Annotated in this window: 16 protein-coding genes; 6 read left to right on the top strand and 10 right to left on the bottom strand. The window is 74.1% G+C overall.

The window, feature by feature from the left end:
• Positions 1-4: 4 nt before the first annotated feature.
• The 7 genes from ACZ55U_RS23535 to ACZ55U_RS23505 all read right to left on the bottom strand — a co-directional run bounded on the left by ACZ55U_RS23535 (position 5) and on the right by ACZ55U_RS23505 (position 8,918).
• Positions 5-1,120 (bottom strand): glycosyltransferase, encoded by a 1,116-nt coding sequence (locus tag ACZ55U_RS23535; RefSeq protein WP_465528619.1) that lies wholly within the window; start codon positions 1,118-1,120, stop codon positions 5-7.
• Positions 1,117-1,968 (bottom strand): polysaccharide deacetylase family protein, encoded by an 852-nt coding sequence (locus ACZ55U_RS23530; RefSeq protein WP_465528617.1) that lies wholly within the window; start codon positions 1,966-1,968, stop codon positions 1,117-1,119. Before ACZ55U_RS23530 ends, ACZ55U_RS23535 begins: the two co-directional genes overlap by 4 nt.
• The gene (locus ACZ55U_RS23525) at positions 1,958-3,748 is read right to left on the bottom strand and encodes a lipid II flippase MurJ (protein ID WP_465528615.1); all 1,791 of its coding nucleotides are present in this window, start codon (positions 3,746-3,748) and stop codon (positions 1,958-1,960) included. Before ACZ55U_RS23525 ends, ACZ55U_RS23530 begins: the two co-directional genes overlap by 11 nt.
• Positions 3,745-5,145 carry an O-antigen ligase family protein gene (locus ACZ55U_RS23520; RefSeq protein ID WP_465528613.1) on the bottom strand — a complete coding sequence of 467 codons (1,401 nt, stop codon included), beginning with the start codon at positions 5,143-5,145 and terminating at the stop codon, positions 3,745-3,747. The genes ACZ55U_RS23525 and ACZ55U_RS23520 overlap by 4 nt, the downstream gene beginning before the upstream one ends.
• Before the next feature lie 6 nt (positions 5,146-5,151).
• Positions 5,152-6,675, bottom strand: coding sequence for a sugar transferase (locus ACZ55U_RS23515; RefSeq protein ID WP_465528611.1), 1,524 nt, complete (start codon positions 6,673-6,675; stop codon positions 5,152-5,154).
• Positions 6,676-7,085: 410 nt separating this feature from the next.
• On the bottom strand, positions 7,086-8,240 hold the full coding sequence (locus ACZ55U_RS23510; protein WP_465528609.1) for a glycosyltransferase: 1,155 nt from the start codon (positions 8,238-8,240) through the stop codon (positions 7,086-7,088).
• A 237-nt stretch (positions 8,241-8,477) separates the two neighbouring features.
• A complete protein-coding gene (locus tag ACZ55U_RS23505) occupies positions 8,478-8,918 on the bottom strand; it encodes an SRPBCC family protein (protein ID WP_465528607.1) in 441 nt (146 codons plus the stop codon).
• Between the two features lie 91 nt (positions 8,919-9,009).
• On the opposite strand from ACZ55U_RS23505, the gene ACZ55U_RS23500 reads away from it, so the two are divergent.
• Positions 9,010-9,924 carry a HipA family kinase gene (locus ACZ55U_RS23500; RefSeq protein WP_465528605.1) on the top strand — a complete coding sequence of 305 codons (915 nt, stop codon included), beginning with the start codon at positions 9,010-9,012 and terminating at the stop codon, positions 9,922-9,924.
• A 199-nt stretch (positions 9,925-10,123) separates the two neighbouring features.
• On the opposite strand, the gene ACZ55U_RS23495 is transcribed toward ACZ55U_RS23500, so the two are convergent.
• From ACZ55U_RS23495 to ACZ55U_RS23485, 3 genes are all read right to left on the bottom strand, one after another.
• Positions 10,124-11,608 carry a S8 family peptidase gene (locus tag ACZ55U_RS23495; RefSeq protein ID WP_465528604.1) on the bottom strand — a complete coding sequence of 495 codons (1,485 nt, stop codon included), beginning with the start codon at positions 11,606-11,608 and terminating at the stop codon, positions 10,124-10,126.
• Positions 11,609-11,861: 253 nt separating this feature from the next.
• On the bottom strand, positions 11,862-13,028 hold the full coding sequence (locus tag ACZ55U_RS23490) for an amidohydrolase family protein (protein WP_465528602.1): 1,167 nt from the start codon (positions 13,026-13,028) through the stop codon (positions 11,862-11,864).
• 3 nt (positions 13,029-13,031) lie between these two features.
• A complete protein-coding gene (locus ACZ55U_RS23485) occupies positions 13,032-14,471 on the bottom strand; it encodes a type I glutamate--ammonia ligase (RefSeq protein WP_465528600.1) in 1,440 nt (479 codons plus the stop codon).
• Between the two features lie 728 nt (positions 14,472-15,199).
• Here ACZ55U_RS23485 and ACZ55U_RS23480 point away from each other — a divergent pair.
• From ACZ55U_RS23480 to ACZ55U_RS23460, 5 genes are all read left to right on the top strand, one after another.
• Positions 15,200-16,975, top strand: coding sequence for a 3-hydroxyacyl-CoA dehydrogenase family protein (locus tag ACZ55U_RS23480; RefSeq protein WP_465528598.1), 1,776 nt, complete (start codon positions 15,200-15,202; stop codon positions 16,973-16,975).
• Positions 16,976-17,217: 242 nt separating this feature from the next.
• On the top strand, positions 17,218-18,144 hold the full coding sequence (locus ACZ55U_RS23475; protein WP_465528596.1) for a TetR family transcriptional regulator: 927 nt from the start codon (positions 17,218-17,220) through the stop codon (positions 18,142-18,144).
• Positions 18,145-18,512: 368 nt separating this feature from the next.
• Positions 18,513-19,850, top strand: coding sequence for a crotonyl-CoA carboxylase/reductase (ccrA, locus tag ACZ55U_RS23470; protein WP_465528594.1), 1,338 nt, complete (start codon positions 18,513-18,515; stop codon positions 19,848-19,850).
• Positions 19,850-21,880 (top strand): protein meaA, encoded by a 2,031-nt coding sequence (locus ACZ55U_RS23465; RefSeq protein ID WP_465528592.1) that lies wholly within the window; start codon positions 19,850-19,852, stop codon positions 21,878-21,880. The genes ccrA and ACZ55U_RS23465 overlap by 1 nt, the downstream gene beginning before the upstream one ends.
• 42 nt (positions 21,881-21,922) lie before the next feature.
• Positions 21,923-22,885, top strand: coding sequence for an HpcH/HpaI aldolase/citrate lyase family protein (locus tag ACZ55U_RS23460; RefSeq protein WP_465528590.1), 963 nt, complete (start codon positions 21,923-21,925; stop codon positions 22,883-22,885).
• Position 22,886 lies beyond the last annotated feature (1 nt).

The raw sequence follows: 22,886 nt of genomic DNA, 5'->3' as shown, positions 1-22,886 counted from the left end.
GCGGTCAGGCGCGGGCCAGCCGGTCGTAGAGGGCGCCCAGGTCGGCGGCGACCCGGACGATGTCGTAGTGGCCGACGGCCGGGGGGTGCGGCAGCGGGTCGGCGGTGTGCCCGCTGAGCGGCCGCAGGTCGCGCAGCGCGGCGGCGTAGGCGGCGGGCTCGGAGGGGATGCGGCGGGCCTGCGGGGCCGCGCTGGGCGGCAGTTCGTCGAGCGCCGGGCAGGCGCTGTGCCGTACCGGCAGCCCGGCCGCGAGGCCCTCCAGGACGCCGAGGCCGAAGGTCTCCGTGGCGGAGGGGGCGGCCAGCACGTCCAGCGCGGCGAGCAGTTCGGGCACGTCGTCGCGCTCGCCGGCGAGCACCAGCCGGTCCCGGACGCCGAGTTCGCCGGCCCGCCGCTCCAGCGCGGCGCGCTCCGGCCCCTCACCCACCAGCACCAGCCGGGTGGCCGGGTCGAGGTCGGCGAGCGCCTCGACCAGCACCTCGAAGCGCTTGCCGGGGACCAGCCGGCCCACCCCGCCGACCACCCAGCTGCGCTGCGGCAGGCCGAGTTCGGCCCGCAGCCGGCCGCGGGCGGCGGTCCGTTCGGCGGGCGGCAGGAGGTAGCGGGAGGTGTCGAGGCCGTTCGGGATCAGCTCGATCCGGGCCGGCGGGACGCCCCAGGAGCGCAGCGTCTGGGCGACCTGGCGGGAGACCGCGACGGTGGTGCTGCCGAGCCGTTCGGCCGCCAGGTAGAGGCCCTTGACGCCGCGGGTGACCGGGCGGCCCTCGATCACCCCGTCGTGCAGCGAGTGCTCGGTGGAGACCACCGCGCGCACCCCGGCCAGCCGCGCGGCCAGCCGGCCGTACAGCTGCGCCCGGTAGAGATGGGTGTGCACCAGGTCGTACCGGCCGGCCCGGACCAGCCGGACCAGCCGGGGCAGCGCGCCGAGGTCCCGGTTGCCGCGCATGCCGAGGTGGTGGACGGTGACGCCGTCGGCGCGCAGCGCGTCGGCGACCGTGCCGGGGTTGGTCAGGGCGAGCACCTCGCACCGCTGGTGCGCCGGCAGGTGCCGCAGCAGCAGCTGGAGTTGGCGCTCGGCGCCGCCGGAGGCCAGGCCGGTGACGATGTGCAGCACCCTCATGGCCGGTGCCCCTCCCGCCCGTGGCGCAGCCCGGTGACGGCGTCGCGCAGCCGGTGCCGGCCCTGCTTGGCGCGCAGCCGCCAGGCGCCGTCGCGGTCGCCGACGTAGCAGCGCGGCAGGGCGAAGCGGCCGGTGAGCGGGGAGTGGGCGATGGCGCAGGCGTAGTCGTACCCGGCGTCACGCACGGCCAGGGTGGCGGGCCGGTCGACGGCGCCGTAGGGGTAGCAGAACCCGGTGACCGGGCCGCCGACGGCCTCCTCCAGCAGGCGCCGGCTCTCCCGGGCCTGGCGGGCGAGGGCCTCGGCGGGCAGGCCCGGCAGCGCCTGGTGGCCGAGGCCGTGCGAGCCGATCTCCCAGCCGGCGGCGGCGAGTTCGGTCACCTCCTGCACGGTGAGCAGCTTCTTGCGCGGGCCCTCGGCGTCCCAGTCGTTGTCCCGGCCGAGGAGGTCGGCGACGACGTACGCGGTGGCGGTGAAGCCGTACGCCTGGAGGATCGGCACCGCGTACCGGGCGAAGTCGGCGTAGCCGTCGTCGAAGGTCAGCCCGACCAGCCGGTCGTCCCGGCCGAGGGCGCGGGCCCGCATCAGCTCGCGGACGGAGACGCCGCGCCGTCCGCGCCGGTGCAGCCAGGCGATCTGCTCGGCGAACCGCTCGGGGCTGACGGTGAGCCGGTAGGGGTCCTCCTTCTCGACCGCCACCGAGTGGTACATCAGGATCCACGGCGAGGCGGGGCCGGGGACCGGTGGTTCACCGGCCGGGCGGCGGCTGCCGGGCAGTGGTGCCCGGTGCGGCGGCGCGTCGCTGACGCTCGCCCGGGCCGAACGGACGGTGCCCCGTTCATTGTCCATGGGGACGCTTCCCTTCTTCGGCGACGGTTGCCGGGTTCCGGACGGGCTTCAGGGCCCGGGCGACGGCGAGGACCGGGCCGCGCACCTCGCGGGCGCCGAGCCCGGTGCCGAGGGCGGCGAAGGCCAGCGCCACGGTGAGGCCTCCGAGGAGGGTCGAGAGCAGCGGGTCGGCGGCCAGTGCGGCGGTGGCGGTGCCGAGCAGGGTGGCCCCGGCGGCGGCGGCCACCAGCCGGGCGTGGCCGCCGAGCACCCGGCGCAGCCGCAGCGGGATGCCGCGCAGCACCAGGCCGTGCAGCAGCAGGGCGGCGACGGCGGTGATGCCGGCCGCGTTGCCGGCCGCGAGCCCGAGGGCGCCGAAGCGGGGCGTGGCGAGCAGGCCGGTGGTGACGGTGACGCCGAGGCCGAGCAGCATCGCGGCGACCGGGTACCAGTCCAGCAGCGGGCGGCGGCCGTCCTCGCCGCCCGGGTCGTCGGCGCGGCGGACCACCGGGCGCAACGAGAAGTACGGGCGGATCATCACACCGATCAGTGCCTGGGCGGGCAGGCCGAAGCTGTACACCCGGATGACCTCGGCGGTGGCGGCGGTGTCGTGCGGGCCGAAGGCGCCGCGTTCGAACAGCAGCGAGACGACCGAGGGGGCGCAGGCCATCAGGCAGGCGGTGCCGAGCAGGACGACGGCGGCCGCCTGGCCGAGGTCCTTCTCCACCCGGTCGCGGGCGGCGGTGAGGTCTCCGGCGGCGAGGGCCCGGGCGACCAGCGGGAAGGTGACGGTGCAGATCAGGATGCCCGCGGTCATGGCGAGTTGGGAGACCTTGGCGGCGTAGTTGAGGTGCGAGATGGTGCCGGGGGGCAGCTCGGAGCCGAGGTAGCGCTCGACGAAGACCTGGGACTGGCGGGTGAGGGTGAAGGCGGCCACTGGTAGGAGGGCCAGCGGCATCAGCACCAGGGCCCGGCGCGAGCGGCGGCCCCGGCCGGTGCCCGTGGCAGTGCCGGTGCCGGAGGCAGTGCCGGTGCCGGTGCCGGTGCCGGGCGGGCCCTGGCGCAGCCGGCGCAGGAACGGACCGACCAGCAGGCCGGCCATGAGCAGGCTGCCGGCCGCCACACCGAGGGCGGCGGAGCGCACGCCGAGCAGGGAGTGGAGGCAGAGCAGCACGGCGAGGATGCCGAGGTTGTGGGCGACGTAGATGCCGGCCGGGGCGGTGAAGCGGTGGTGGGCGCGCAGCGCGGCGGCCAGGTAGCCGGCCACGCCGAAGGGCAGCACGGTGAGCGCGGTGATCCGGGTGCAGGTGACGGCGAGGCCCGGATCGGGCAGGCCGGGGGCGAGGAGCCCGACCAGGTACGGGGCGCCGACGGCGGCGGCCAGGGCCAGGCAGCCGAGTGTCATCAGCAGCCAGGGCAGGGTGGCGCGGACCAGTTGGCGGACCGGGTCGGGGGCGTCCGGGTCCTCTTCGCGCAACACAAGGGCGAGGGCGAAGGCGGGCACCATGAGGAAGGACATGGCGTCCTCGATCAGCAGGGGTGCGGCGGTCTCGGGGACGGTCCAGGCGACCAGGAAGGCGTCGGTGCCCTGGTTGGCGCCGAAGTAGCGGGCCAGGAGGAGGTCGCGCAGCAGGCCGAGGCCGGAGCCGGCGGCGCTGAGGACGGCGGTGATGCCGAAGGCCTTGGCGAGGAAGCCGCGCCGGGGGGCCGGGTGGGGCGCGGTGGCCGGGCCTTCGTCGGGAGCGGCGCCGCGCGGGGCCGGGAGGGAGGAGGCCAGGGCGGCCGGCTGGTCGGTGGTCACCGGGCCGCTCCGGTGGGCGCCGGCTCGTCGGCGGGGCGGCCGGGGCGGTGTACGACGGGGCGGCGGTGGGCGGCCGTCCGGACGACGGGACTCCCGGGGCCATCCTCGGCCGCCCGGGCGGCGAGGCCGAGGACGACGGAGGTCAGCACGGTGGTGGTGCCCCCGATGTCGGCGTAGAGGAAGTCGAACAGCACCCAGGTGAGCAGCGCGAGCGCGGCGAGCCCGGGGCCGCGGCGGTGGCGCAGGCAGCCGAGCAGGAGGGCGAGGAAGAGCGCGGCGTACGCGGTGATGCCGATCAGGCCCTGCTCGCTGAGGACCAGGAAGTACATGTTGTGCGGGGAGAGCAGCGGTTCGCGCTGGAAGCCGATGGTGGCATCGGCGGCGTCGCTGCCGGAGGACAGCCGCAGGGGGGCGTGGCTGTCGCGCAGTTGCTGGAAGGCCTTGGGTCCGGCGCCGTGGACGGGGTGGTCCTGCCAGATCCGTCCGGCGGTGGCCCACAGGTCGTAGCGGTCGGAGACGGACTGGTCGGGCGCGGCGGAGACGGAGCCGATCGAGCTGAGCCGCTTGGTGACACCGGAGCCGCCGAGGCCGAGGCCGCCGACCAGGACGACCGCGGCGGCCAGGGCGAGGACGGCGCCGCGCAGCAGCAGCCGGGCGTCGGCGCGCAGCAGCAGGACGGTGGCGGCGAGGCCGGTGGCGATCCAGCTGCCGCGGCTGAAGGAGACGGCCAGCGGGAAGGTGAGGAAGGCGGCGGAGGCGAGCATCGCGCGGCGCAGCCGGGCGTCGCCGCCGGGTCGGCGCTCGGCGAGGGCCAGGGCAAGGGCGGCGAGCAGTCCGTAGCTGACCACGCTGGACATCGCCATGATGTCCAGCGCGCCGAAGGTGCCGACGGCCCGGATCGGCTGGCCGGTGTAGGAGGCGCCGGTGCGGGTGAGGTACTGCTCGGCGCCGACCGCGCCCTGGATCAGCGCGGCGAGGACGAAGGAGCCGAGGACCAGCCGCTGGTCGGTGCGGTCGCGCAGGGAGCAGAGCACGGCGGCGGGGACCAGGACGAACACCTGGACGAGCCGGACGAAGCCGGTGACGCTCGCCGCGGGGTCGGTCGAGCCGATGGTGGCGACGGCGGCGGCGACCACGACGGCGCCGAACAGCGCGGCGGTGGTGCGGCTGATCGCGGGCAGCCGTCCGCGCAGCAGGGCGAGCGCGGTCAGGGCGACCAGGGCGAGCGAGGCGAGGTCGGCGGCGGTGACGTGGACGGCGGCGGCGACGTCCTTCTCCCCGGTGGGCACGCAGACCAGCAGGACGGTGGCGGCGGCCAGCGGGCTGGTGCGGTCCGTGAGGGCGGCCAGGGCCTTCGGTAAGGCGGGGCGGGGGAAGGCGGGGAGGGTCAGGGCCACGCGGGGTCAGCTCCCGTCCGGGCGGAGCACCAGGGCCGCGGTGCGGCACAGGATCTTGACGTCCTGCCAGAGGCTCCAGCTCTCGATGTAGCGGTTGTCGAACCGGGCCCGGTCCTCGATGGAGGTGTCCCCGCGCAGGCCGTTGACCTGGGCCAGGCCGGTGAGGCCGACGGGGACGCGGTGGCGGTCGGCGTACTCGGGGTAGGCCTGGCCGAACCGCATGACGAAGTACGGGCGTTCGGGGCGGGGGCCGACCAGGCTCATGTCGCCGCGCAGGACGTTCCACAGCTGCGGCAGTTCGTCCAGCGAGGTCTTGCGCAGCAGCCGTCCGACGGTGCCGATCCGGTGGTCCTGGGAGATGTTCCAGCGGGTGGCGGACTCGTGCTCGTTGTTCGGGCGCAGGGTGCGGAACTTGAGGACGGTGAAGACCCGGCCGTCCAGCCCGGTGCGCTGCTGGCGGAAGAGCACGCCGGGGCCGGTGTCGAAGCGGACGGCGAGGGCGCAGAGCGCGAGCACGGGGGCCAGCAGCAGCAGGCCGACGGCCGCGGCGGTGACGTCCAGGGCGCGCTTGACGGCCCAGCCGGGGCGGCGCCTGGCCGGGCGGCCGACCCGCAGGCAGGGGAAGCCCCACAGGTGGTCGGCGCCGGCGAGGGGGGTGGCGGGCAGCGAGCCGTACTCGCGCAGCGCGGGCACCAGCCAGACCTGGCAGCCGAGCCGGGCGGCATCGCGCAGGGTGGCGGCGGTCTCGGCCTCGTCGGCGCCGCCGGCGGTGGCGATCACGTGCTGGACGTGGTGGCGGCGCACCTCGCGTTCCAGTGCCTCGCGTCCGCCGAGCACGGGCAGGTCGGTGTCTCCGGGCAGCAGTGGCGGGTCGGCGTCGAGGAAGCCGACCGGGCGCATTCCGTACTCGCGGCGTTCGCGCAGGGCGGCGGCGACCCGGCGGCCGAGCCGGCCGGCGCCGAGCACCAGGACGGCGCCGGGGTGCCCGCGGCGGATCCGCCGGACGAGGTGGTAGAGGACGGCGCGGCCGACGGCGGCGATCAGCAGCTGGGCGCCGAGCAGGGCGGTGAGCCGGGCCGGGGTGGCCGGGCCGCAGTCGGGCCAGCGGTCGCCGAGGCAGCCGGACAGGGTGACGGCGAACGCGGTGGCGACCACGGCGCGGGCGGCCAGCGCGGGCAGTTCGTCCAGGACGGACAGGGTGAGCCGGGTGCGGTAGAGGCCGCCGGTGAGGTTGAGCAGGAGCAGCAGGGGCAGGACGGCGGGGACGCCGAGCAGGGGGTCGAGCGGGGCGGCCGGGTCGAAGGCGCGGTTGGCGATGCCGCCGGCGGAGCACAGTGCGATGGTGTCGGCCTGGACCAGGGCGAGCGACAGGGCCAGCCGGGCGCGGACCGTCCCACGGGGCCGGCCCTGCGACGGAACCGCGCGGGAGCGCGCCGCCTCCGCCGGACGGTCGAGCAGCCCGGTGCCGGGCCGACGGGGGCCGTAGAGGGGCCCGCCCGCTCGCGGCACACTGTCGTGGTCAATGGTCATCAGCGCACGATCTCCCCTGCTGTGTGCCCGGGGTGACGCCGCCCCGGCACCGGTTGGCGCGGGGCGGCCGTCCCGGCTCGATGGGCGCGGTCCTGACAGCACCTGCTGCCGCTGGTCGCTTTCGGACATCCACCGGCGGGGCTGATCGCGGCGGGACCGGCCGCGAGGGAATCGGCCGTGAGGGAATCGATCGCGAGGGGCTCAGCCGAGAATTTCCGACATGGAATCCGAACGAAGCAGGCAAAATCCGACAATACCGAACCGGGACTTACGGGACGGAAGTTGACTTGCCGTTTCATTCCAGCCGCCCATTAATAGGTATTTCGGATATGACTCCTCGCCCCATATCCGGCCGAGGGCGCGAATACGACAGCACCGGAAACGGCGGTCATTCACGGCATGTGAAACGATCAGATCCGCTCCGGGACACGGGCCCGGCGCCGCCCCGCCGCCGGGCCGGCGCCCAGCAGGTGGCGGTAGAGGACGTCCACCTGTTCGACCACGGTGCGCACGTCATGGCGGTCGGCCACGTGGTCGCGCAGCCGGGCGCCGCGCCGCTCGCATTCGATCGGATCGGACAGCGCCTCCCCCATTCGAGTGGCGAGGGCCGCCGGGTCCTCGGGTGCCACCACCGCGCGCGCGAGTTCGGACGGCGGCAGGCACTCCCGGGCGCCGGGCACGTCGGTCAGCAGCACCGGACGGGCCGCCGCCATCGCCTCCAGCGGGGCCAGCGCCATCCCCTCCCAGCGGGAGGGCAGCACCACCAGGTCGGCCGCCGCCAGCCACGGACGCGGGTCCGGCACGTCCCCGACCAGCCGGACCCGGGCCGGGTCGGCGCTCCCCCGGACCAGCTCCGCGATCCGCTGCTCCTCCGGGCCGCCGCCGACCAGGGCCAGCCGGGCCCGCGGCACCCGGCGCAGGACCTGCGGCCAGGCGGCCAGCAGCACGTCCTGGCCCTTCTGCCGGCACAGCCGCGCGACGCACACCGCGAGCGGGGCGTCCAGGTCCAGGCCGAGCGCGATCCGGGCGGCGCGGCGGTCGGCCGGCGCGTAGTGGCGCACGTCCACGCCGTTGGGCACCACCGCCCAGTCGGCGTGCACCCCGGCCGCCACGCCGTCGGCCCGCTCCTGGACGCTGACGCACAGCACCCGGTGCGACCAGCGGGCGGCGAAGCGCTCCCAGCGCAGGGTGGCGGCGGCGAGCGCGCCGTCGACGGCGGCGAAGGACCAGGCGTGGGGCTGGAAGACGGTCGGCACCGCGCCCCGTACGGCGAGCCGGCCGGCCAGTCCGGCCTTGGCGCTGTGCAGGTGGACCACGTCGGGCGCGGCCGCCCGGACGATCCGGCGCAGCCGCCAGGCCTCGGCCGGGGTGCCCGGGCCGGGCGAGCGCCGGGCGGGCCAGTCGTGGACCAGCGCGCCCGCGGCGGCGCTCTCCTCGGCCAGCCGCCCGCCGCCCGGGCAGGCGACCAGCACCCGGTGGCCGGCCTCCCGCTGCCCCCGGACCAGATCGGTGACGACGCGGGCGACTCCGCCGTCCACCGGCTGTGAGATGTGAAGGATCGTCATATGCACGGCGGCGAGCCTAGGGTGGCCCCGCCGTGCCGGGAGGCCCGCGTCACCCGCAGGTGGCGGTTCGGCCACCCGTACGGCCTTCGGCTCGCACGGGGGACCGAGCCGCTCGAAATCCCGGGCGATTCCCGCGCTCCGGTGGAGCTCGGCGGGCCCGGAGGCTCAGCGGAACGCGGTGGTTCCGCGGACCTCGGCGCTTCAGCGGCCGTCGGCGGTTCAGCGGACCTCGGCGGTTCAGCGGACCTCGGCGGCGAGGTTGGCCAGCACCTGGTCGTGGATCCGGTTCAGGCCCTTCGGGGCGAAGGTGCGCTCGAAGAAGCCGCCGATGCCGGTCGCGCCCTGCCAGGTGGCGGACACGGTGACCTTGGAGCGGTCCTCGCCGACGGCGGCGACGGTCCAGGTGATCACCATGCTGGAGTTGGCGTCCTTCTCCACCAGCTGGTCGGGCTTGGGCGCCGAGACGGTGAACAGGCAGTCGCGCACCCGCTTCTCGGTGGCCTGGAGCTTCCAGTGCACCTGGGTGCCGGCGCCGGTGCCGCCGACCCGCACCTCGTACTCGCTGTACTGCGCGGGCAGCAGCTTCGGGCGGGTCACCTGGTAGTCGGCCAGCGCCTCGTACACCCGCTCGGGCGCGGCGTCGTAGACCCGCTCGGTGGTGGCCTGCACCTGTCCCATGACCTTGCTCTCCTCGTGTGGTGGGTACCGCTCTGTCCGGCAAGCCAATCACAGGGTCGCGCCCGGGACGCGGCGGGATAGGGTGACCGGTGTGCTCGATCTGGTGACTGCTGTGCGCTACGTCGACCCGCTGCGGGCCGGCGGCTCCGTTCCCGGCGTGGTGGAGACCGACGACCTGGGAACGTACGTGGTCAAGTTCACCGGCGCCGCGCAGGGGCGCAAGGCGCTGATCGCCGAGGTGATCGTCGGGGAACTGGCCCGGCGCCTGGGCCTGCGGGTGCCCGAGCTGCGGCTGGTGGACTTCGACCCGGCCGTCGCCGCGCAGGAGCCGGACACCGAGATCCAGGACATGCTCAAGGCCAGCGCCGGCCTCAACCTCGGGATGGACCTGCTGCCCGGCGCGCGGGACTTCCGGCCGGGGATGATCACGGTGGACTCGGCCGAGGCGGGCCGGGTGGTCTGGCTGGACGCCCTGACCGGCAACGTCGACCGCACCGTGCACAACCCCAACCTGGTGGTCTGGCACGGGCGGCTCTGGCTGATCGACAACGGCGCCGCGCTGATCTTCCACCACCGCTGGGCGGGGGCCGAGGCGGCGGTCGGCAAGCGGTACGACCTCAGCGCGCACGCGCTCGGGGGCTCGGCCCCGGACGTCCGGCTGGCCGACGAGGAACTCGGCCCGCTGGTCACCGTGCCGCTGCTGGAGGAGGTGCTGGCGCTGGTCCCGGACGAGTGGCTGGCCGACGAGCCCGGCTTCGACTCGGTGGACGCCGTCCGGCACGCGTACGTCACCCACCTGGCCGCCCGGGCGGTGCTCTCCGCGCAGTGGCTGCCGGAGGGCTTCGCCACGCCCGAGCAGCTGCGCGAGGCGGAGCGGCGGCGGGCGGCCCGGACCATGGCCGGGCGTCCGGCCTGGCTGCGGGAGGTGCCGGACCTGCACGGCAAGCCGTCGGTGGAGACGGTCTGGGAGCACCACTTCGACGAGGAGCGGTCCGGCCTGGACTAGGCGCGCCCGGGGTCGGACGCCGTCCGGTCCGGTTCGGCCGGTATCCGGTCCCGTCCGGTCCGGTCCGGTCCGGTCAGTGCTCGGTCCGTTGCGCGTTCGGTCCGGTCGGTGAGCCGGCCGGACCGAACGCGCGCGGGGAGCGGGACCCCGTGGTCCCGCTCCCCGGCCCTACTGTTCAGAGGTGTCCGCGGTCAGCGCGTCAGCGCCACCACTGGACCGCCTTCTCGGCGTTGACCAGGCCCGCGCCGTAGAAGCCGTTGTCGTTCGTGCGGCCCTCGCAGGTGGCCTTCCAGTCGCCGGTGCCGCCCGGGTTGAACTCGCCCTTCGGGCACGGGACGGACTCGGCGTGGGTGGTGAGCATCTCGGTCAGCTCGTCGGGGCTGGCCCACGGGAAGGTGCTGGCGAGCAGCGCGACCACGCCGGTGACGTGCGGGGTGGCCATCGAGGTGCCCTGCATGTAGCCGTACTTGCCACCGGGGATGGTGGACAGGATGCGGCCGTCCTTGTCCGGGGTGTTCGGGATCTGGAAGCGGCGGTCGCCACCCGGAGCGGTGACGGTCACGACGCCCTTGCCGTAGCTGGAGTAGTACGACTTGACGCCGTTGGCGCCCACCGCGGAGACGGCGACGACGCCGGGCAGCTCGGTCGGCAGCGACAGGCAGTCGTTGGTGACCGGGCGGGAGCCGGGGGTGGTGTCGTCCGGGCTGGCCACGTCGACGGTCTTGTGCGCCAGGTCGATGTTCTCGTTGCCCGCGGCGGCGACGTTGAGGACGCCCTTGCGCTGCGAGAAGGCGACGGCCTTGCGGACGGCGTCCGAGATCGCGGCCTGGTCCTTGTCGGTCTTGCAGTTGAACATCCACGGGTCGACGAAGTAGCTGTTGTTCGTCACCTTGAAGCCGTGCTCGCCGGCCCAGACGAAGCCGCAGACCGCGTTCTCCGGGTAGATGAACCCGCCGTCGTCGACGACCTTGACGGCGGCGAGCTTGACGTTCGGCGCGACGCCGACGATGCCCTTGCCGTTCTTGGCGGCGCCGATGGTGCCGGCCACGTGGGTGCCGTGGTCGCTGGTGGTCGGCTGCCAGGCCTTCCAGTCGGTGTTCGGCTTGCCGTCGATGCAGGAGACCGACTGCGAGGCGTCCACGTTGGCGGCCAGGTCCTCGTGCGTGGCGTCGATGCCGGAGTCCAGCACGCCGACGGTGACGTTGCGGCTGCCGAGCGAGATCTTGTGCGCCTTGTCCGCACCGATCTGACGCATGTCCCACTGGTTGGACTCGTAGGCGTCCTCGCCCGGCGCGGCCGCCACGGCGGGCTCGGCGGCGACGTCGGCCCTGGCCTGGTCCGCGGCCTGGATGCCCTTGGTGCGGCTGGCGCCGACCGACTCGACACCGCCGGCGAGGCGCAGCTTCTCGGCGAACTTGGTGTCGTTCGAGCGGGCGACCACGACGCCGATCTGCTCGTACGACTGGACGACCTTGCCGCCGAGGCCGGCGATGGCCTTCTCGACCTTCTGCACCTGACCGTGGTTGGCCTTGGTGTTGACGACGTAGCTCATCAGCGGACCGGTCGTCGAGTCGGCGGCGGGGGCCGCGAAGGCGGTGCCGGCCGGCACCGCGAGGGCGCCGGCGGTGGCGAGCACGACGCCCACGGCCGCGTACCGGGTACGGCTGATCCGAGGAACACGCATGAGGGTTGGCCTCCCGAGTCGTCAGGCGGCAGCTGCGATGAGCAGGCGCGCCAGGGAATGACCGGGACGCTAATGAATATTTGCTTATAAGCGCAAGGGGTAGTCATCTAATCGTCACATGTTGACCAACGCGATGCGGTTAGCGGGCCGCGCGTCAACAGGGGCAACAGAGAACAAGATTGTTAAAAAGTGACGGTTCGCCGACGTGCGGCCGCCCTCACCGGACCGTCGGCCACCAGTGCGGATCGCACCGCTACAACGCGTACAACCGACGTGCGTTCCCGGCCGCGACCGACCGCGCGATCCGCTCGGCGTCGGACGCGGAACAGGCGCCGCCGGCCCGCCAGTCCGCGAGCACCGAACCCAGTCCGTACCGGAACTGACAGGTGCCGACCAAATACAGTTCGGCCAGCCCGTAGGCGTCGGTCGAGAACAGCAATTTGCCGAACGGGGCCAGCTCCAGCATCTCGCCCAGCACCGCGGCCACCCGCGGCCCGGTGTAGGAGGCCGTCAGCCCGAGGTCGGTGTGGACCGTCGGGAAGGCCTGGGCCAGCCAGGCGGCCTGCCGGTGGTACGGATAGGCGTGCAGCAGCACCAGCGGGACGCCGCTGGGCTCGGCGGCCCGCACGAAGTCCGTCAGCAGTGACGGATCCGCCCGGTGCAGGGTGAGGTCCGGATCACCGAAGCCGGTGTGGAGTTGGAGCGGCAGACCGAGCTCGGCGCAGACGTCCACGGCCGTCCAGAGCAGGTGGTGCAGCAGGACCGGATCGGTCAACCGGCCGCCGCCACCGCGCAGATGGGCTCCGGCCGCGGTCACCACGGCCGTGCGGGCGGGGCGTTGGGCCGGGGCGGCCAGGCCGTGCCGGTAGGCCAGCACCGACTTGACCGCGACGGCCCCGGTGGCGGCCGACGCGAGTGCCTGCGCGACGGCCTCCGGCCAGTCCTCGGCACCGGCCGTCACCGCCTCGGCCACCGACTCCAGCCGGACCACCTCGCGCACCGACGCCCCGGTGGCCTCGGCGAGTTCGGCCAGGGGCAGCAGGTCGTGGCCCGCGGCCGAGGTGAGTCCGGTGTCCACCAGGCAGGTGTCCAGCCCGGCCGCCGCCAGCAGCCGCCCGGTGGCCCCGGCCGCCCCCAACTCCCGCCGCCGGGCCAGGTAGTCGGCGGCCGGGGTGTGCGCGGGAAGGCCGAGCGCGGGCGGGCACCAGCGCCGCACGGCCAGGCCCAGCGCGCTGTCGAAGGGCGAGCAGCCGGGCGCGGGGGGACGGTCGGACTCGGTGAGCAGCCCCGCCAGGGCGTCGTCGGCGAGTTCGGCCGCCACCACGCTGTGGCAGTGGTGGTCGACCAGTGGGAGCCCCTCCAGGGGGGCCGGCGCGGGCTGCTCCGGGCGGGCGGGTGCGGGCTGCTCCGGCCCGGCCACCGCTCAGTACCGCCAGCGGGTGGCCGCGACCAGTTCCTCCGGGGTGGCGGCGGCGTACCGCTCCCCCTCCGCCCGGCGCACGGCCAGCACCGCCTGGTACAGCGGCTCGCCGAGCGCCTCGCGCAACACCGCGGAACGCTCGAAGGCGGCGATCGCCTCGGCCGGGCTCGAAGGCAGCCGGGGCACCGTGCCGGGCTCGGCGGCGGCCGGATCCCCGGTGAACTCCGGTGGCAGCGCCCGGCGCTGGTCCAGCCCGGCGAGGCCGGCCGCGATCGCCCCACCGACCGCCAGGTACGGATTGGCGCTCGCGTCGAAGCACTTGACCTCGGCGTTGGCGGCGACGGACCGCTCGCCGGTGGAGCCCGTCACCAGGCGCAGAGCGGCCTCCCGGTTCTCCAGGCCCCAGCACTGGTAGGCGCCGGCCCAGTGCGAGGGCACCAGCCGCAGGTACCCGGCGGGGCTGGAGCAGCCCAGCGCCAGGAGTCCGGGCAGCGCGTCGAGCACCCCGGCGAGGAAGCCCTCGGCCTCGGCGGTCAGGCCGTGCGGGCCGGGGCCGCCGTCGCCGAGGTTGCGGCCCTCCCGCCAGAGGCTGAGGTGCAGGTGCCCGCCGTTGCCGACGCCGTCGGTCTCGACCACCGGGGCGAAGGAGACCCGCAGGCCGTGCCGGGCGGAGACGGCGCGGACGGTGTGCCGGACCAGGACGGAGGTGTCGGCGGCGGCGACCGGCCCCTCGGCGGCGACCGAGACCTCGAACTGCCCGGCGGCGTACTCGGGGTGGATCTGCAGCACGCCGAGCCCCTGCTCGGCGAGGGCGCGCAGGACGTCCCGCAGGTAGTCGGAGAGGTCGGTGAGCCGGTGCATGCCGTACGCGGGGCCGTGCGTCGGGTACTGCGGCGGCTCGCTCGGGGGCCCGGCCAGGGCGACCACCCACTCGACCTCGATGCCGGCCTTGAGGCTGAGTCCACGGGCGGCGGCCGCGGCCTCCGTCCGCCGGGCGAACAGCCGCTGGCAGCCGGGGTGCGGACCGCCGGCCTGGGTGTGGCGGTCCCCCGGGGCCCAGGCCCAGCCCGGCTGGGCGGCCAGCGGGACGAGCCGGTCGACGTCGGGGTAGAGCCGTAGGTCCCCGGTGGGGCCGCCGATGATCGGACTGGTAGTGATGGCGTCGTCGGCGAGGAACACGTCGAAGCAGGGCGCGGTGCCGACGCCCCACTCGGCCGCGTGCACCAGGCCGCCGAGCGGCACGGCCTTGACCCGGGTGATGCCCGCATTGTCCACCCAGGTGACGGCGACCGCCTCGACGGCGGCGGTGCGCAGCCGGTCGACGGCGGCCTCGGCCCGCTCGGCGCGCTCGGCGCGCGGCGGCAGCGCCACGGCGGCCGCGAGGGCGCCGGGGCCGGACGGCTCGGCGGGTTCGGCGGCCTGGGAGGCGGCGACGGTGCTCATGTCGCCATGCTGCCCGGCGGAGCGGGTACCGGTAACTCCCCTATCGAGTGGTACGAGCGGAGGCCCGTCCATCTGTTCACTCGTCCGTGGCCGGGGCGTTCACGGCCGGGGCGTTCACGGCCGCGTCGTTCACTGCCGGGGCGTTCGCGGCCGGGATCGTTCGCAGCCGCTCCCCCGTCGCCCCGCGTCTCCCCCATGAACATGACGAAGCGGGAACGGAGATCGAGCGCGCCCGGTTCATTCCGCTGATGATGAGTGAGCAAGGAGACACGCTGCGGAGCCGCCCCGCGTCGGCCGCCCGGCGGTCAACCACCCCTGTCCTGAACGGATTTTCGCCATCTCCCCCTTCCTACTCGTCAGTAGCTTCGCTACAGTGGCCGGACACGCACCACCGCCGGGCTTCGGGAGCCGCACCGGCGGCAGGCCGCGGCCGCCGTTTCCAGGGCGCCCGCGCGGGTGCGCCTTCACCGGTCGGCGCCGCGAACCGCGGTGGGCCGGGTTCCTCCCCTCATCAGAGCCGCTTCCTTCACCTTCGAGCGCCTGAGCACCACGGCACATCCGCAGTTCGGCCGGAGCGGACCGGCCGCTGCCCGGGTGTGCCGCACCCCGTCATCTCCCCAGCCCGCGGGTGGACCCTCCTCCGGCGGCACCCGCCCCCCGGCGTCCGGGCGCGGCGGCGTGCCCCGCCGGAGCACGCGCGGGCCCTTTATGACTAGGAGTCAGGACAGATGGAGCGTCCCTTCCCCACCGTCGCCGTCGTCGGCCTCGGCACGATGGGTGCCGGCGTCGCGGTGGCGGTCGCCAAGAGCGGCCGCCGGGTGATCGGCATCGAGGCCACCGAGGACTCGGCCGCCCGGGCGCTGGCCCGGATCGAGGAGGCCACCGCGCGCGCGGTGGACCGCGAGCGGCTGACCGCCGAGGAGCGCACCGACCTGCTGGACCGGATCTCGGTCGGCCACGAGCTGGCGGCCGCCGCCGCGGCCGACCTGGTGATCGAGGAGGTGCCCGAGCGGCTGGAGCTGAAGCGGGAGGTGTTCGCCGAGCTGGACCGGATCTGCCCGGAGACCACCGTGCTGGCCACCGGCACCACCGCCCTGTCGGTGACCCGGATAGCCGCCGCGACCACCCGTCCGGAGCGGGTGCTCGGCCTGCACTTCTTCAACCCGGTGCACGGCATGAAGCTGGTCGAGGTGGTCCGCACCGTGCTGACCTCCCCGGGGACGGCCGAGGACGTCTCCGTCTTCGCCCGCGACCTCGGCAAGGAGCCGGTGGCGGCCGGCGACCGGGCCGGCTTCGTGGTGAACGGCCTGCTGTTCGCCTACCTCAACCAGGCCGCCGCGATGTTCGAGTCCAAGTACGCCTCGCGGGAGGACATCGACGCCGCGATGCGGCTCGGCTGCGGCCTGCCGATGGGCCCGCTGGCGCTGCTCGACCTGATCGGCGTCGACACCGCGCGCACCGTGCTGGAGGCGATGTACGAGCAGTCCCGGGACCGCCTGCACGCGCCCGCCCCGATCCTCGGCCAGCTGGTCTCGGCCGGTCTGCTCGGCCGCAAGTCCGGGCGCGGCTTCTACACCTACGAGTCGCCGGGCTCCTCCAGGGTGGTGGACGCGGCCACCGGGCCCGCCCTGTCCCGGGTGCCGGGCCGCGGGGTGCGCACCGTCGGGGTGTGCGGTTCGGGGACGATGGCCGTCGGGATCGCCGAGGTGTTCGCCAAGGCCGGGCACCCGGTGCTGCTGGCCGCCCGCAGCCCGGAGAAGGCCGAGAACGCCAAGGCGCTGCTGGCGAAGTCGCTCAGGCGCGCGGTGTCCAGGGGCCGGATGAGCGCGGAGCACCGGGACGCCGCGCTGGCGCTGGTCACCCCGGTCGGCGAGTACTCCGAGCTGGCCGGGGTGGACCTGGTGGTCGAGGCGATCGCCGAGGACCTGGAAGCCAAGCGGGAGCTGTTCGCCACGCTGGACAAGGTCGTCAGGCCCGGCGCGGTGCTCGCCACCACCACCTCCTCGCTGCCGGTGATCAGCTGCGCGACCGCCACCTCGCGGCCGCAGGACGTGGTCGGCATGCACTTCTTCAACCCGGCGCCGGCCATGAAGCTGGTCGAGGTGGTCTCCACCGTGCTGACCTCGCCGGACGTCACCGCGACCGTGCTGGAGCTGACCGCCGAGGTGGGCAAGCACCCGGTGGAGTGCGGCGACCGGGCCGGGTTCATCGTCAACGCGCTGCTCTTCCCCTACCTGAACGACGCGGTGCGGATGCTCCAGGAGCACTACGCGACGGTGGACGACATCGACACCGCGATGAAGCTCGGCTGCGGCTACCCGATGGGCCCCTTCGAGCTGCTGGACGTGGTCGGCCTGGACGTCTCGCTGACGATCGAGCAGGTGCTGCACCAGGAGTTCCGCGAACCGGGCCTGGCCGCCGCGCCGCTGCTGGAGCACCTGGTCGCGGCGGGCTGCCTGGGCCGCAAGACCGGCCGCGGTTTCCGCGACCACACGCGCCGGTGACCACCCCCCAGGCCGGGGGCGGCCGGTACGGGACGCCGTACGGGCCGCCGCCGGCCGGACCGCGCGGGACCGGACCGCAGCCGTACGGCTCCGCGCCCTCCGGCGGGCCCTCCGCGCGCCCCGGCTGGAGCCCCGGGACGGTGTCCTCGCGCTGGCCCCGCCCGGCGGTGACCGGCCCGGTCGCGCCGGTGCACCGGGGAAGGGCCGTGGCCCCGCCGCCCGGGCCGTGTAGCGTTCCGGACATGGATCGGGTTCAGTCAACCTCCCCGCAGCACCCCGCCGGGCCGCACGGCGGCGCCGACCGGACCGCCTCCTCGACCGGGGGCGCCGGACCGGAGGGCGGCGGGCCGGGCAGCCGCCGGGCGGCGGCGCAGCGCCAGCAGATGCGCCAGGACCTGGCCACGGCCGCGATGGAGCTGTTCGCCTCGCAGGGCTACGAGGAGACCACGGTCGACCAGATCGCGGCCGCCGCCGGGGTGGCCCGGCGCACCTTCTTCCGGTACTTCCGGTCCAAGGAGGAGGCGATCTTCCCGGACCACGACGACACCCTCGTGCGGGTGGCCGACCTGCTGGCCAGCGCCGAGCCGGAGGAGCACCCGCTGGACGTGGTCTGCCGGGGCATCAAGGAGGTGCTGCGGATGTACGCCTCCACCCCGGGGGTGTCGGTCGCGCGGTACCAGCTGATCCGTCAGGTCCCGGCGCTGCGCGAGCGGGAGATCGCCGTGGTGGCCCGGTACGAGCGGCTGTTCACCCGCTACCTGCTGGGGCGCTTCGACACCGGCGAGTCCATCCCGTCCGGCTGGCAGCGGGGCGGCGAGGACGACTCGATGCTGGCGGAGGTCTCGGCGGCGGCGGTGGTCGCGGCCCACAACCACGTGCTGCGGCGCTGGCTGCGGGCCGGCGGCCGGGGGGACGTGGAGGCGCAGTTGGACCACTCCTTCGAGGTGATCCGGCGGACCTTCTGGGCGTCCAGCGCGCCGGGTGCCAGGCGCCGGGGATCGGTGGTGGCACCGGGTGCCAGTGGGACCCTCGGGGACACCTGGGCGGAGAGCGCACTGAGTGCCAGCCCCGGAGGTGAGGTGCTCATCACAGTCGCCCGGACGGACGCTCCACTGGAGGTCGTGGTGGACAGCATCCGGGCGGCACTGAGCGGCGCCCGCGAGCCGTAAGCCCAGCATTTCCGCAGGTCATAGCAGCAGCGAGGGCCCGTGCCGAAGCGTCGGCGCGGGCCCTTCGCATGCCCGCGCAACGCGCGTCACACGGCCTCGACGGCCGCCGGAATTCCTGACACCCGGTGTCTTTACGAGTGGCACAGGGTGCCATTACCTTGTTACCCACCAGTCGCGGCGCCGCGGCTCCCCACCCGGCGCGCCGTCGTCCGGCGTTCCCACACCCCGGGAGCAGAGCCAGACCCGCCCGGCCCACCCCGGGCGCCCAGCCTGACCCGCCCACCACCCACCTCAGCGAAGCCGGTGTCCGCTCCCGGCTCCCCCAGACGCCCTGTGCCCCTCACACAGGTACGCCTTCGGAGGCAGCCATGCAGGAAATCCTCGACGCGATCCTCAGCCCCGACACCACGTCGGCGGACTTCGCGGCGATCAAGCTCCCCGAGTCCTACCGAGCGGTGACGCTCCACAAGGACGACGAGCAGATGTTCGCGGGCCTCGACAGCCGCGACAAGGACCCCCGCAAGTCCCTTCACCTCGACGAGGTGGCCCTGCCCGAGCTGGGCCCCGGCGAGGCCCTGGTCGCCGTCATGGCCAGCGCGGTGAACTACAACACGGTCTGGAGCTCGATCTTCGAACCGGTCTCCACCTTCGGCTTCCTGGAGCGCTACGGCCGGCTGTCGCCGCTCACCAAGCGCCACGACCTGCCGTACCACGTGGTCGGTTCCGACCTCGCCGGCGTGGTGCTGCGCACCGGCGCCGGGGTCAACGCCTGGAAGCCGGGCGACGAGGTCGTCGCGCACTGCCTGTCGGTCGAACTGGAGTCCGCGGACGGCCACAACGACACGATGATGGACCCGGAGCAGCGCATCTGGGGCTTCGAGACCAACTTCGGCGGCCTGGCCCAGCTGGCCCTGGTGAAGACCAACCAGCTGCTGCCCAAGCCCCGTCACCTGACCTGGGAGGAGGCCGCCTCCCCCGGCCTGGTCAACTCCACCGCCTACCGCCAGCTGGTCTCGCGCAACGGCGCGGGGATGAAGCAGGGCGACAACGTGCTGATCTGGGGCGCCAGCGGCGGCCTCGGCTCGTACGCCACCCAGTACGCGCTGGCCGGCGGCGCCACCCCGATCTGCGTGGTCTCCAGCGACGAGAAGGCCGAGATCTGCCGGGCCATGGGCGCCGAGGCGATCATCGACCGCTCCGCCGAGGGCTACCGGTTCTGGAAGGACGAGAACACCCAGGACCCGCGCGAGTGGAAGCGCCTCGGCTCGAAGATCCGCGAGTTCACCGGCGGCGAGGACGTGGACATCGTCTTCGAGCACCCGGGCCGGGAGACCTTCGGCGCCTCGGTGTACGTCACCCGCAAGGGCGGCACCATCGTCACCTGCGCCTCCACCTCCGGGTACATGCACCAGTACGACAACCGGTACCTGTGGATGTCGCTCAAGCGAATCATCGGCTCGCACTTCGCCAACTACCGCGAGGCCTTCGAGGCCAACCGCCTGATCGCCAAGGGCAGGATCCACCCGACCCTGTCCAAGGTCTACTCCCTGGAGCAGACCGGCCAGGCCGCCCTGGACGTGCACCACAACAAGCACCAGGGCAAGGTCGGCGTGCTCTGCCTGGCCCCGCAGGAGGGCCTGGGCGTCACCGACCACGAGCTGCGGGAGCGGCACCTGCCCGCCATCAACCGGTTCAGGAACGTCTGATGACCGAGCCCCGGAAGCGCGACCGCCCCTGGCTGATGCGCACCTACGCCGGCCACTCCACCGCGAGCGACTCCAACGCGCTCTACCGGCGGAACCTGGCGAAGGGCCAGACCGGACTGTCCGTCGCCTTCGACCTGCCGACCCAGACCGGCTACGACTCCGACCACGTCCTCGCCCGCGGCGAGGTCGGCCGGGTCGGCGTCCCGATCGGCCACGTCGGCGACATGCGCGCCCTGTTCGACGGCATCCCGCTCGAACGGACCAACACCTCCATGACGATCAACGCCACCGCGATGTGGCTGCTGGCGCTCTACCAGGTGGTCGCCGAGGAGCAGGGCGCGGACATCGCCGCGCTCACCGGCACCACCCAGAACGACATCGTCAAGGAGTACCTGTCGCGCGGGACGCACGTTTTCCCGCCCGGTCCGTCGGTGCGGCTGATCACCGACATGATCGCCTACACGGTCGGCAACATCCCCAAGTGGAACCCGATCAACATCTGTAGTTACCACCTCCAGGAGGCCGGGGCCACGCCCGTCCAGGAGATCGCCTACGCGATGTGCACCGCCGTCTCGGTGCTCGACGCCGTGCGCGACTCCGGCCAGGTGCCGGCCGAACGGATGGGCGAGGTGGTCGCCCGGATCTCCTTCTTCGTGAACGCCGGGGTGCGCTTCGTCGAGGAGATGTGCAAGATGCGCGCCTTCGCCCGGCTGTGGGAGAAGGTCACCCGGGAGCGCTACGGCGTCACCGACCCCAAGCAGCGCCGCTTCCGCTACGGCGTCCAGGTCAACTCGCTCGGCCTCACCGAGGCCCAGCCGGAGAACAACGTCCAGCGGATCGTCCTGGAGATGCTGGCCGTCACCCTCTCCAAGGACGCCCGCGCCCGCGCCGTGCAGCTGCCCGCCTGGAACGAGGCGCTCGGACTGCCGCGGCCGTGGGACCAGCAGTGGTCGCTGCGCATCCAGCAGGTGCTGGCCTACGAGTCGGACCTGCTGGAGTACGGCGACCTCTTCAACGGCTCCGAGGTCGTCGAGGCGAAGACCGCCGAGCTGCTGGCCGGCGCCGAGGCGGAGATCGCCAAGGTGCTGGAGATGGGCGGAGTGATCCCGGCGGTCGAGTCCGGCTACCTCAAGTCCAACCTGGTCGCCTCGCACGCCGCCCGCCGGGCCCGGATCGAGTCCGGCGAGGACCGGATCGTCGGGGTGAACTGCTTCGACACCACCGAGCCGAGCCCGCTCACCGCCGATCTCGACACCGCGATCATGGTCGTCGACCCGGCCTCCGAGCAGTCCGTGCTCGCCTCCCTGGAGGCCTGGCGCGCCGAGCGCGACGAGGCCTCCGCCCAGGAGGCGCTGGCCGGCCTCAAGGCCGTCGCCGCCACCGACGCCAACCTGATGCCGGCCACGCTCGCCTGCGCCCGGGCCGGCGTCACCACCGGCGAGTGGGCCTTCGCCCTGCGCGAGGTCTTCGGCGAGTACCGCGCGCCCACCGGCGTGGGCGGCGCTCCCGTCGCGGTGGCCGCCGAGCCCGGCGGCGAGCTGGAGCAGGTCCGCGCCGCCGTCGCCGCCACCGCCGAGGAGCTGGGAGCCGGCAAGCTGCGCCTGCTGGTCGGCAAGCCCGGCCTGGACGGGCACTCCAACGGCGCCGAACAGATCGCCGTCCGGGCCCGCGACGCCGGGTTCGAGGTGGTCTACCAGGGCATCCGGCTGACCCCGGAACAGATCGTCTCCGCCGCCGTCGCGGAGGACGTGCACTGCGTGGGCCTGTCCATCCTCTCCGGCGCGCACGGCGAACTGGTGCCCGACGTCCTGAAGCGGCTGCGCCGCGCCGGGGTGGAGGATGTCCCGGTGATCGTAGGTGGCATCATCCCGGCAGCGGACGGCGAGGCCCTCCGGGCCGCCGGCGTCGCCGCCGTGTTCACCCCGAAGGACTTCGGCATCACGACCATCATCGGCCGGATCGTGGACGAGATCCGGCTCGCCAACAAGCTCCAGCCGTGGACGCCCGCACCGACCGCGGCCACGAACTGACCAGCTGACCAGCTGACCACTGGGAAGGAACCCTCGATTCTTATGACTGCGCCCAACCGTCTGCGTCCGCGCCGCTCCTGCCTCGCGGTGCCCGGCAGCAACCCGCGCTTCCTGGAGAAGGCCCAGGGCCTGCCGGCCGACCAGGTCTTCCTCGACCTGGAGGACGCCTGCGCCCCGCTGGTCAAGGAGAGCGCGCGCCACAACATCGTCGACGCGCTGAACAACGGCGACTGGGGCGACAAGACCAAGGTCGTCCGGGTCAACGACTGGACGACGCACTGGACGTACCGCGACGTGATCACCGTCGTCGAGGGCGCCGGCCCCAACCTCGACTGCATCATGCTGCCCAAGGTCCAGGACGCCGGGCAGGTCAAGGCGCTCGACCTGCTGCTCACCCAGATCGAGAAGACCATGGGCTTCGAGGTCGGCAAGATCGGCATCGAGGCGCAGATCGAGAACGCCAAGGGCCTGATCAACGTCGACGCCATCGCTGAGGCCTCGCCCCGGCTGGAGACCATCATCTTCGGCCCCGCCGACTTCATGGCCTCCATCAACATGAAGTCCCTGGTCGTCGGCGAGCAGCCGCCCGGCTACGGCGCCGACGCCTACCACTACATCCTGATGCGCATCCTGATGGCCGCCCGCGCCAACGACCTCCAGGCGATCGACGGCCCGTACCTCCAGATCCGCAACCAGGAGGGCTACCGCGAGGTCGCCCGCCGCTCGGCCGCCCTCGGCTTCGACGGCAAGTGGGTGCTGCACCCGGACCAGGTCGCCGCCGCCAACGAGATCTACTCGCCCTCGCAGGAGGACTACGACCACGCCGAGCTGATCCTCGACGCGTACGACTACTGCACCTCCGAGGCGGGCGGCGCCAAGGGCTCCGCGATGCTCGGCGACGAGATGATCGACGAGGCCAGCCGCAAGATGGCGCTGGTGGTCGCCGGCAAGGGCCGCGCCGCGGGCATGCAGAGGACCACCAAGTTCGAGATCCCGGAGGCCTGAG

The sequence above is a fragment of the Kitasatospora sp. NPDC034533 genome, from assembly GCF_055575155.1.
Note: the sequence above shows the minus strand (reverse complement) of the source record. Positions and strands in the feature narration are given on the sequence as shown.

Bases quoted from the DNA above. Each gene is read 5' to 3' on its own strand.
- ACZ55U_RS23535 (WP_465528619.1), bottom strand. From the start codon at position 1,120: ATGAGGGTGCTGCACATCGTCACCGGCCTGGCCTCCGGCGGCGCCGAG.
- ACZ55U_RS23530 (WP_465528617.1), bottom strand. From the start codon at position 1,968: ATGGACAATGAACGGGGCACCGTCCGTTCGGCCCGGGCGAGCGTCAGC.
- ACZ55U_RS23515 (WP_465528611.1), bottom strand. From the start codon at position 6,675: ATGACCATTGACCACGACAGTGTGCCGCGAGCGGGCGGGCCCCTCTAC.
- ACZ55U_RS23510 (WP_465528609.1), bottom strand. From the start codon at position 8,240: ATGACGATCCTTCACATCTCACAGCCGGTGGACGGCGGAGTCGCCCGC.
- ACZ55U_RS23505 (WP_465528607.1), bottom strand. From the start codon at position 8,918: ATGGGACAGGTGCAGGCCACCACCGAGCGGGTCTACGACGCCGCGCCC.
- ACZ55U_RS23495 (WP_465528604.1), bottom strand. From the start codon at position 11,608: ATGCGTGTTCCTCGGATCAGCCGTACCCGGTACGCGGCCGTGGGCGTC.
- ACZ55U_RS23485 (WP_465528600.1), bottom strand. From the start codon at position 14,471: ATGAGCACCGTCGCCGCCTCCCAGGCCGCCGAACCCGCCGAGCCGTCC.
- ACZ55U_RS23480 (WP_465528598.1), top strand. From the start codon at position 15,200: ATGGAGCGTCCCTTCCCCACCGTCGCCGTCGTCGGCCTCGGCACGATG.
- ACZ55U_RS23475 (WP_465528596.1), top strand. From the start codon at position 17,218: ATGGATCGGGTTCAGTCAACCTCCCCGCAGCACCCCGCCGGGCCGCAC.
- ccrA (WP_465528594.1), top strand. From the start codon at position 18,513: ATGCAGGAAATCCTCGACGCGATCCTCAGCCCCGACACCACGTCGGCG.
- ACZ55U_RS23465 (WP_465528592.1), top strand. From the start codon at position 19,850: ATGACCGAGCCCCGGAAGCGCGACCGCCCCTGGCTGATGCGCACCTAC.
- ACZ55U_RS23460 (WP_465528590.1), top strand. From the start codon at position 21,923: ATGACTGCGCCCAACCGTCTGCGTCCGCGCCGCTCCTGCCTCGCGGTG.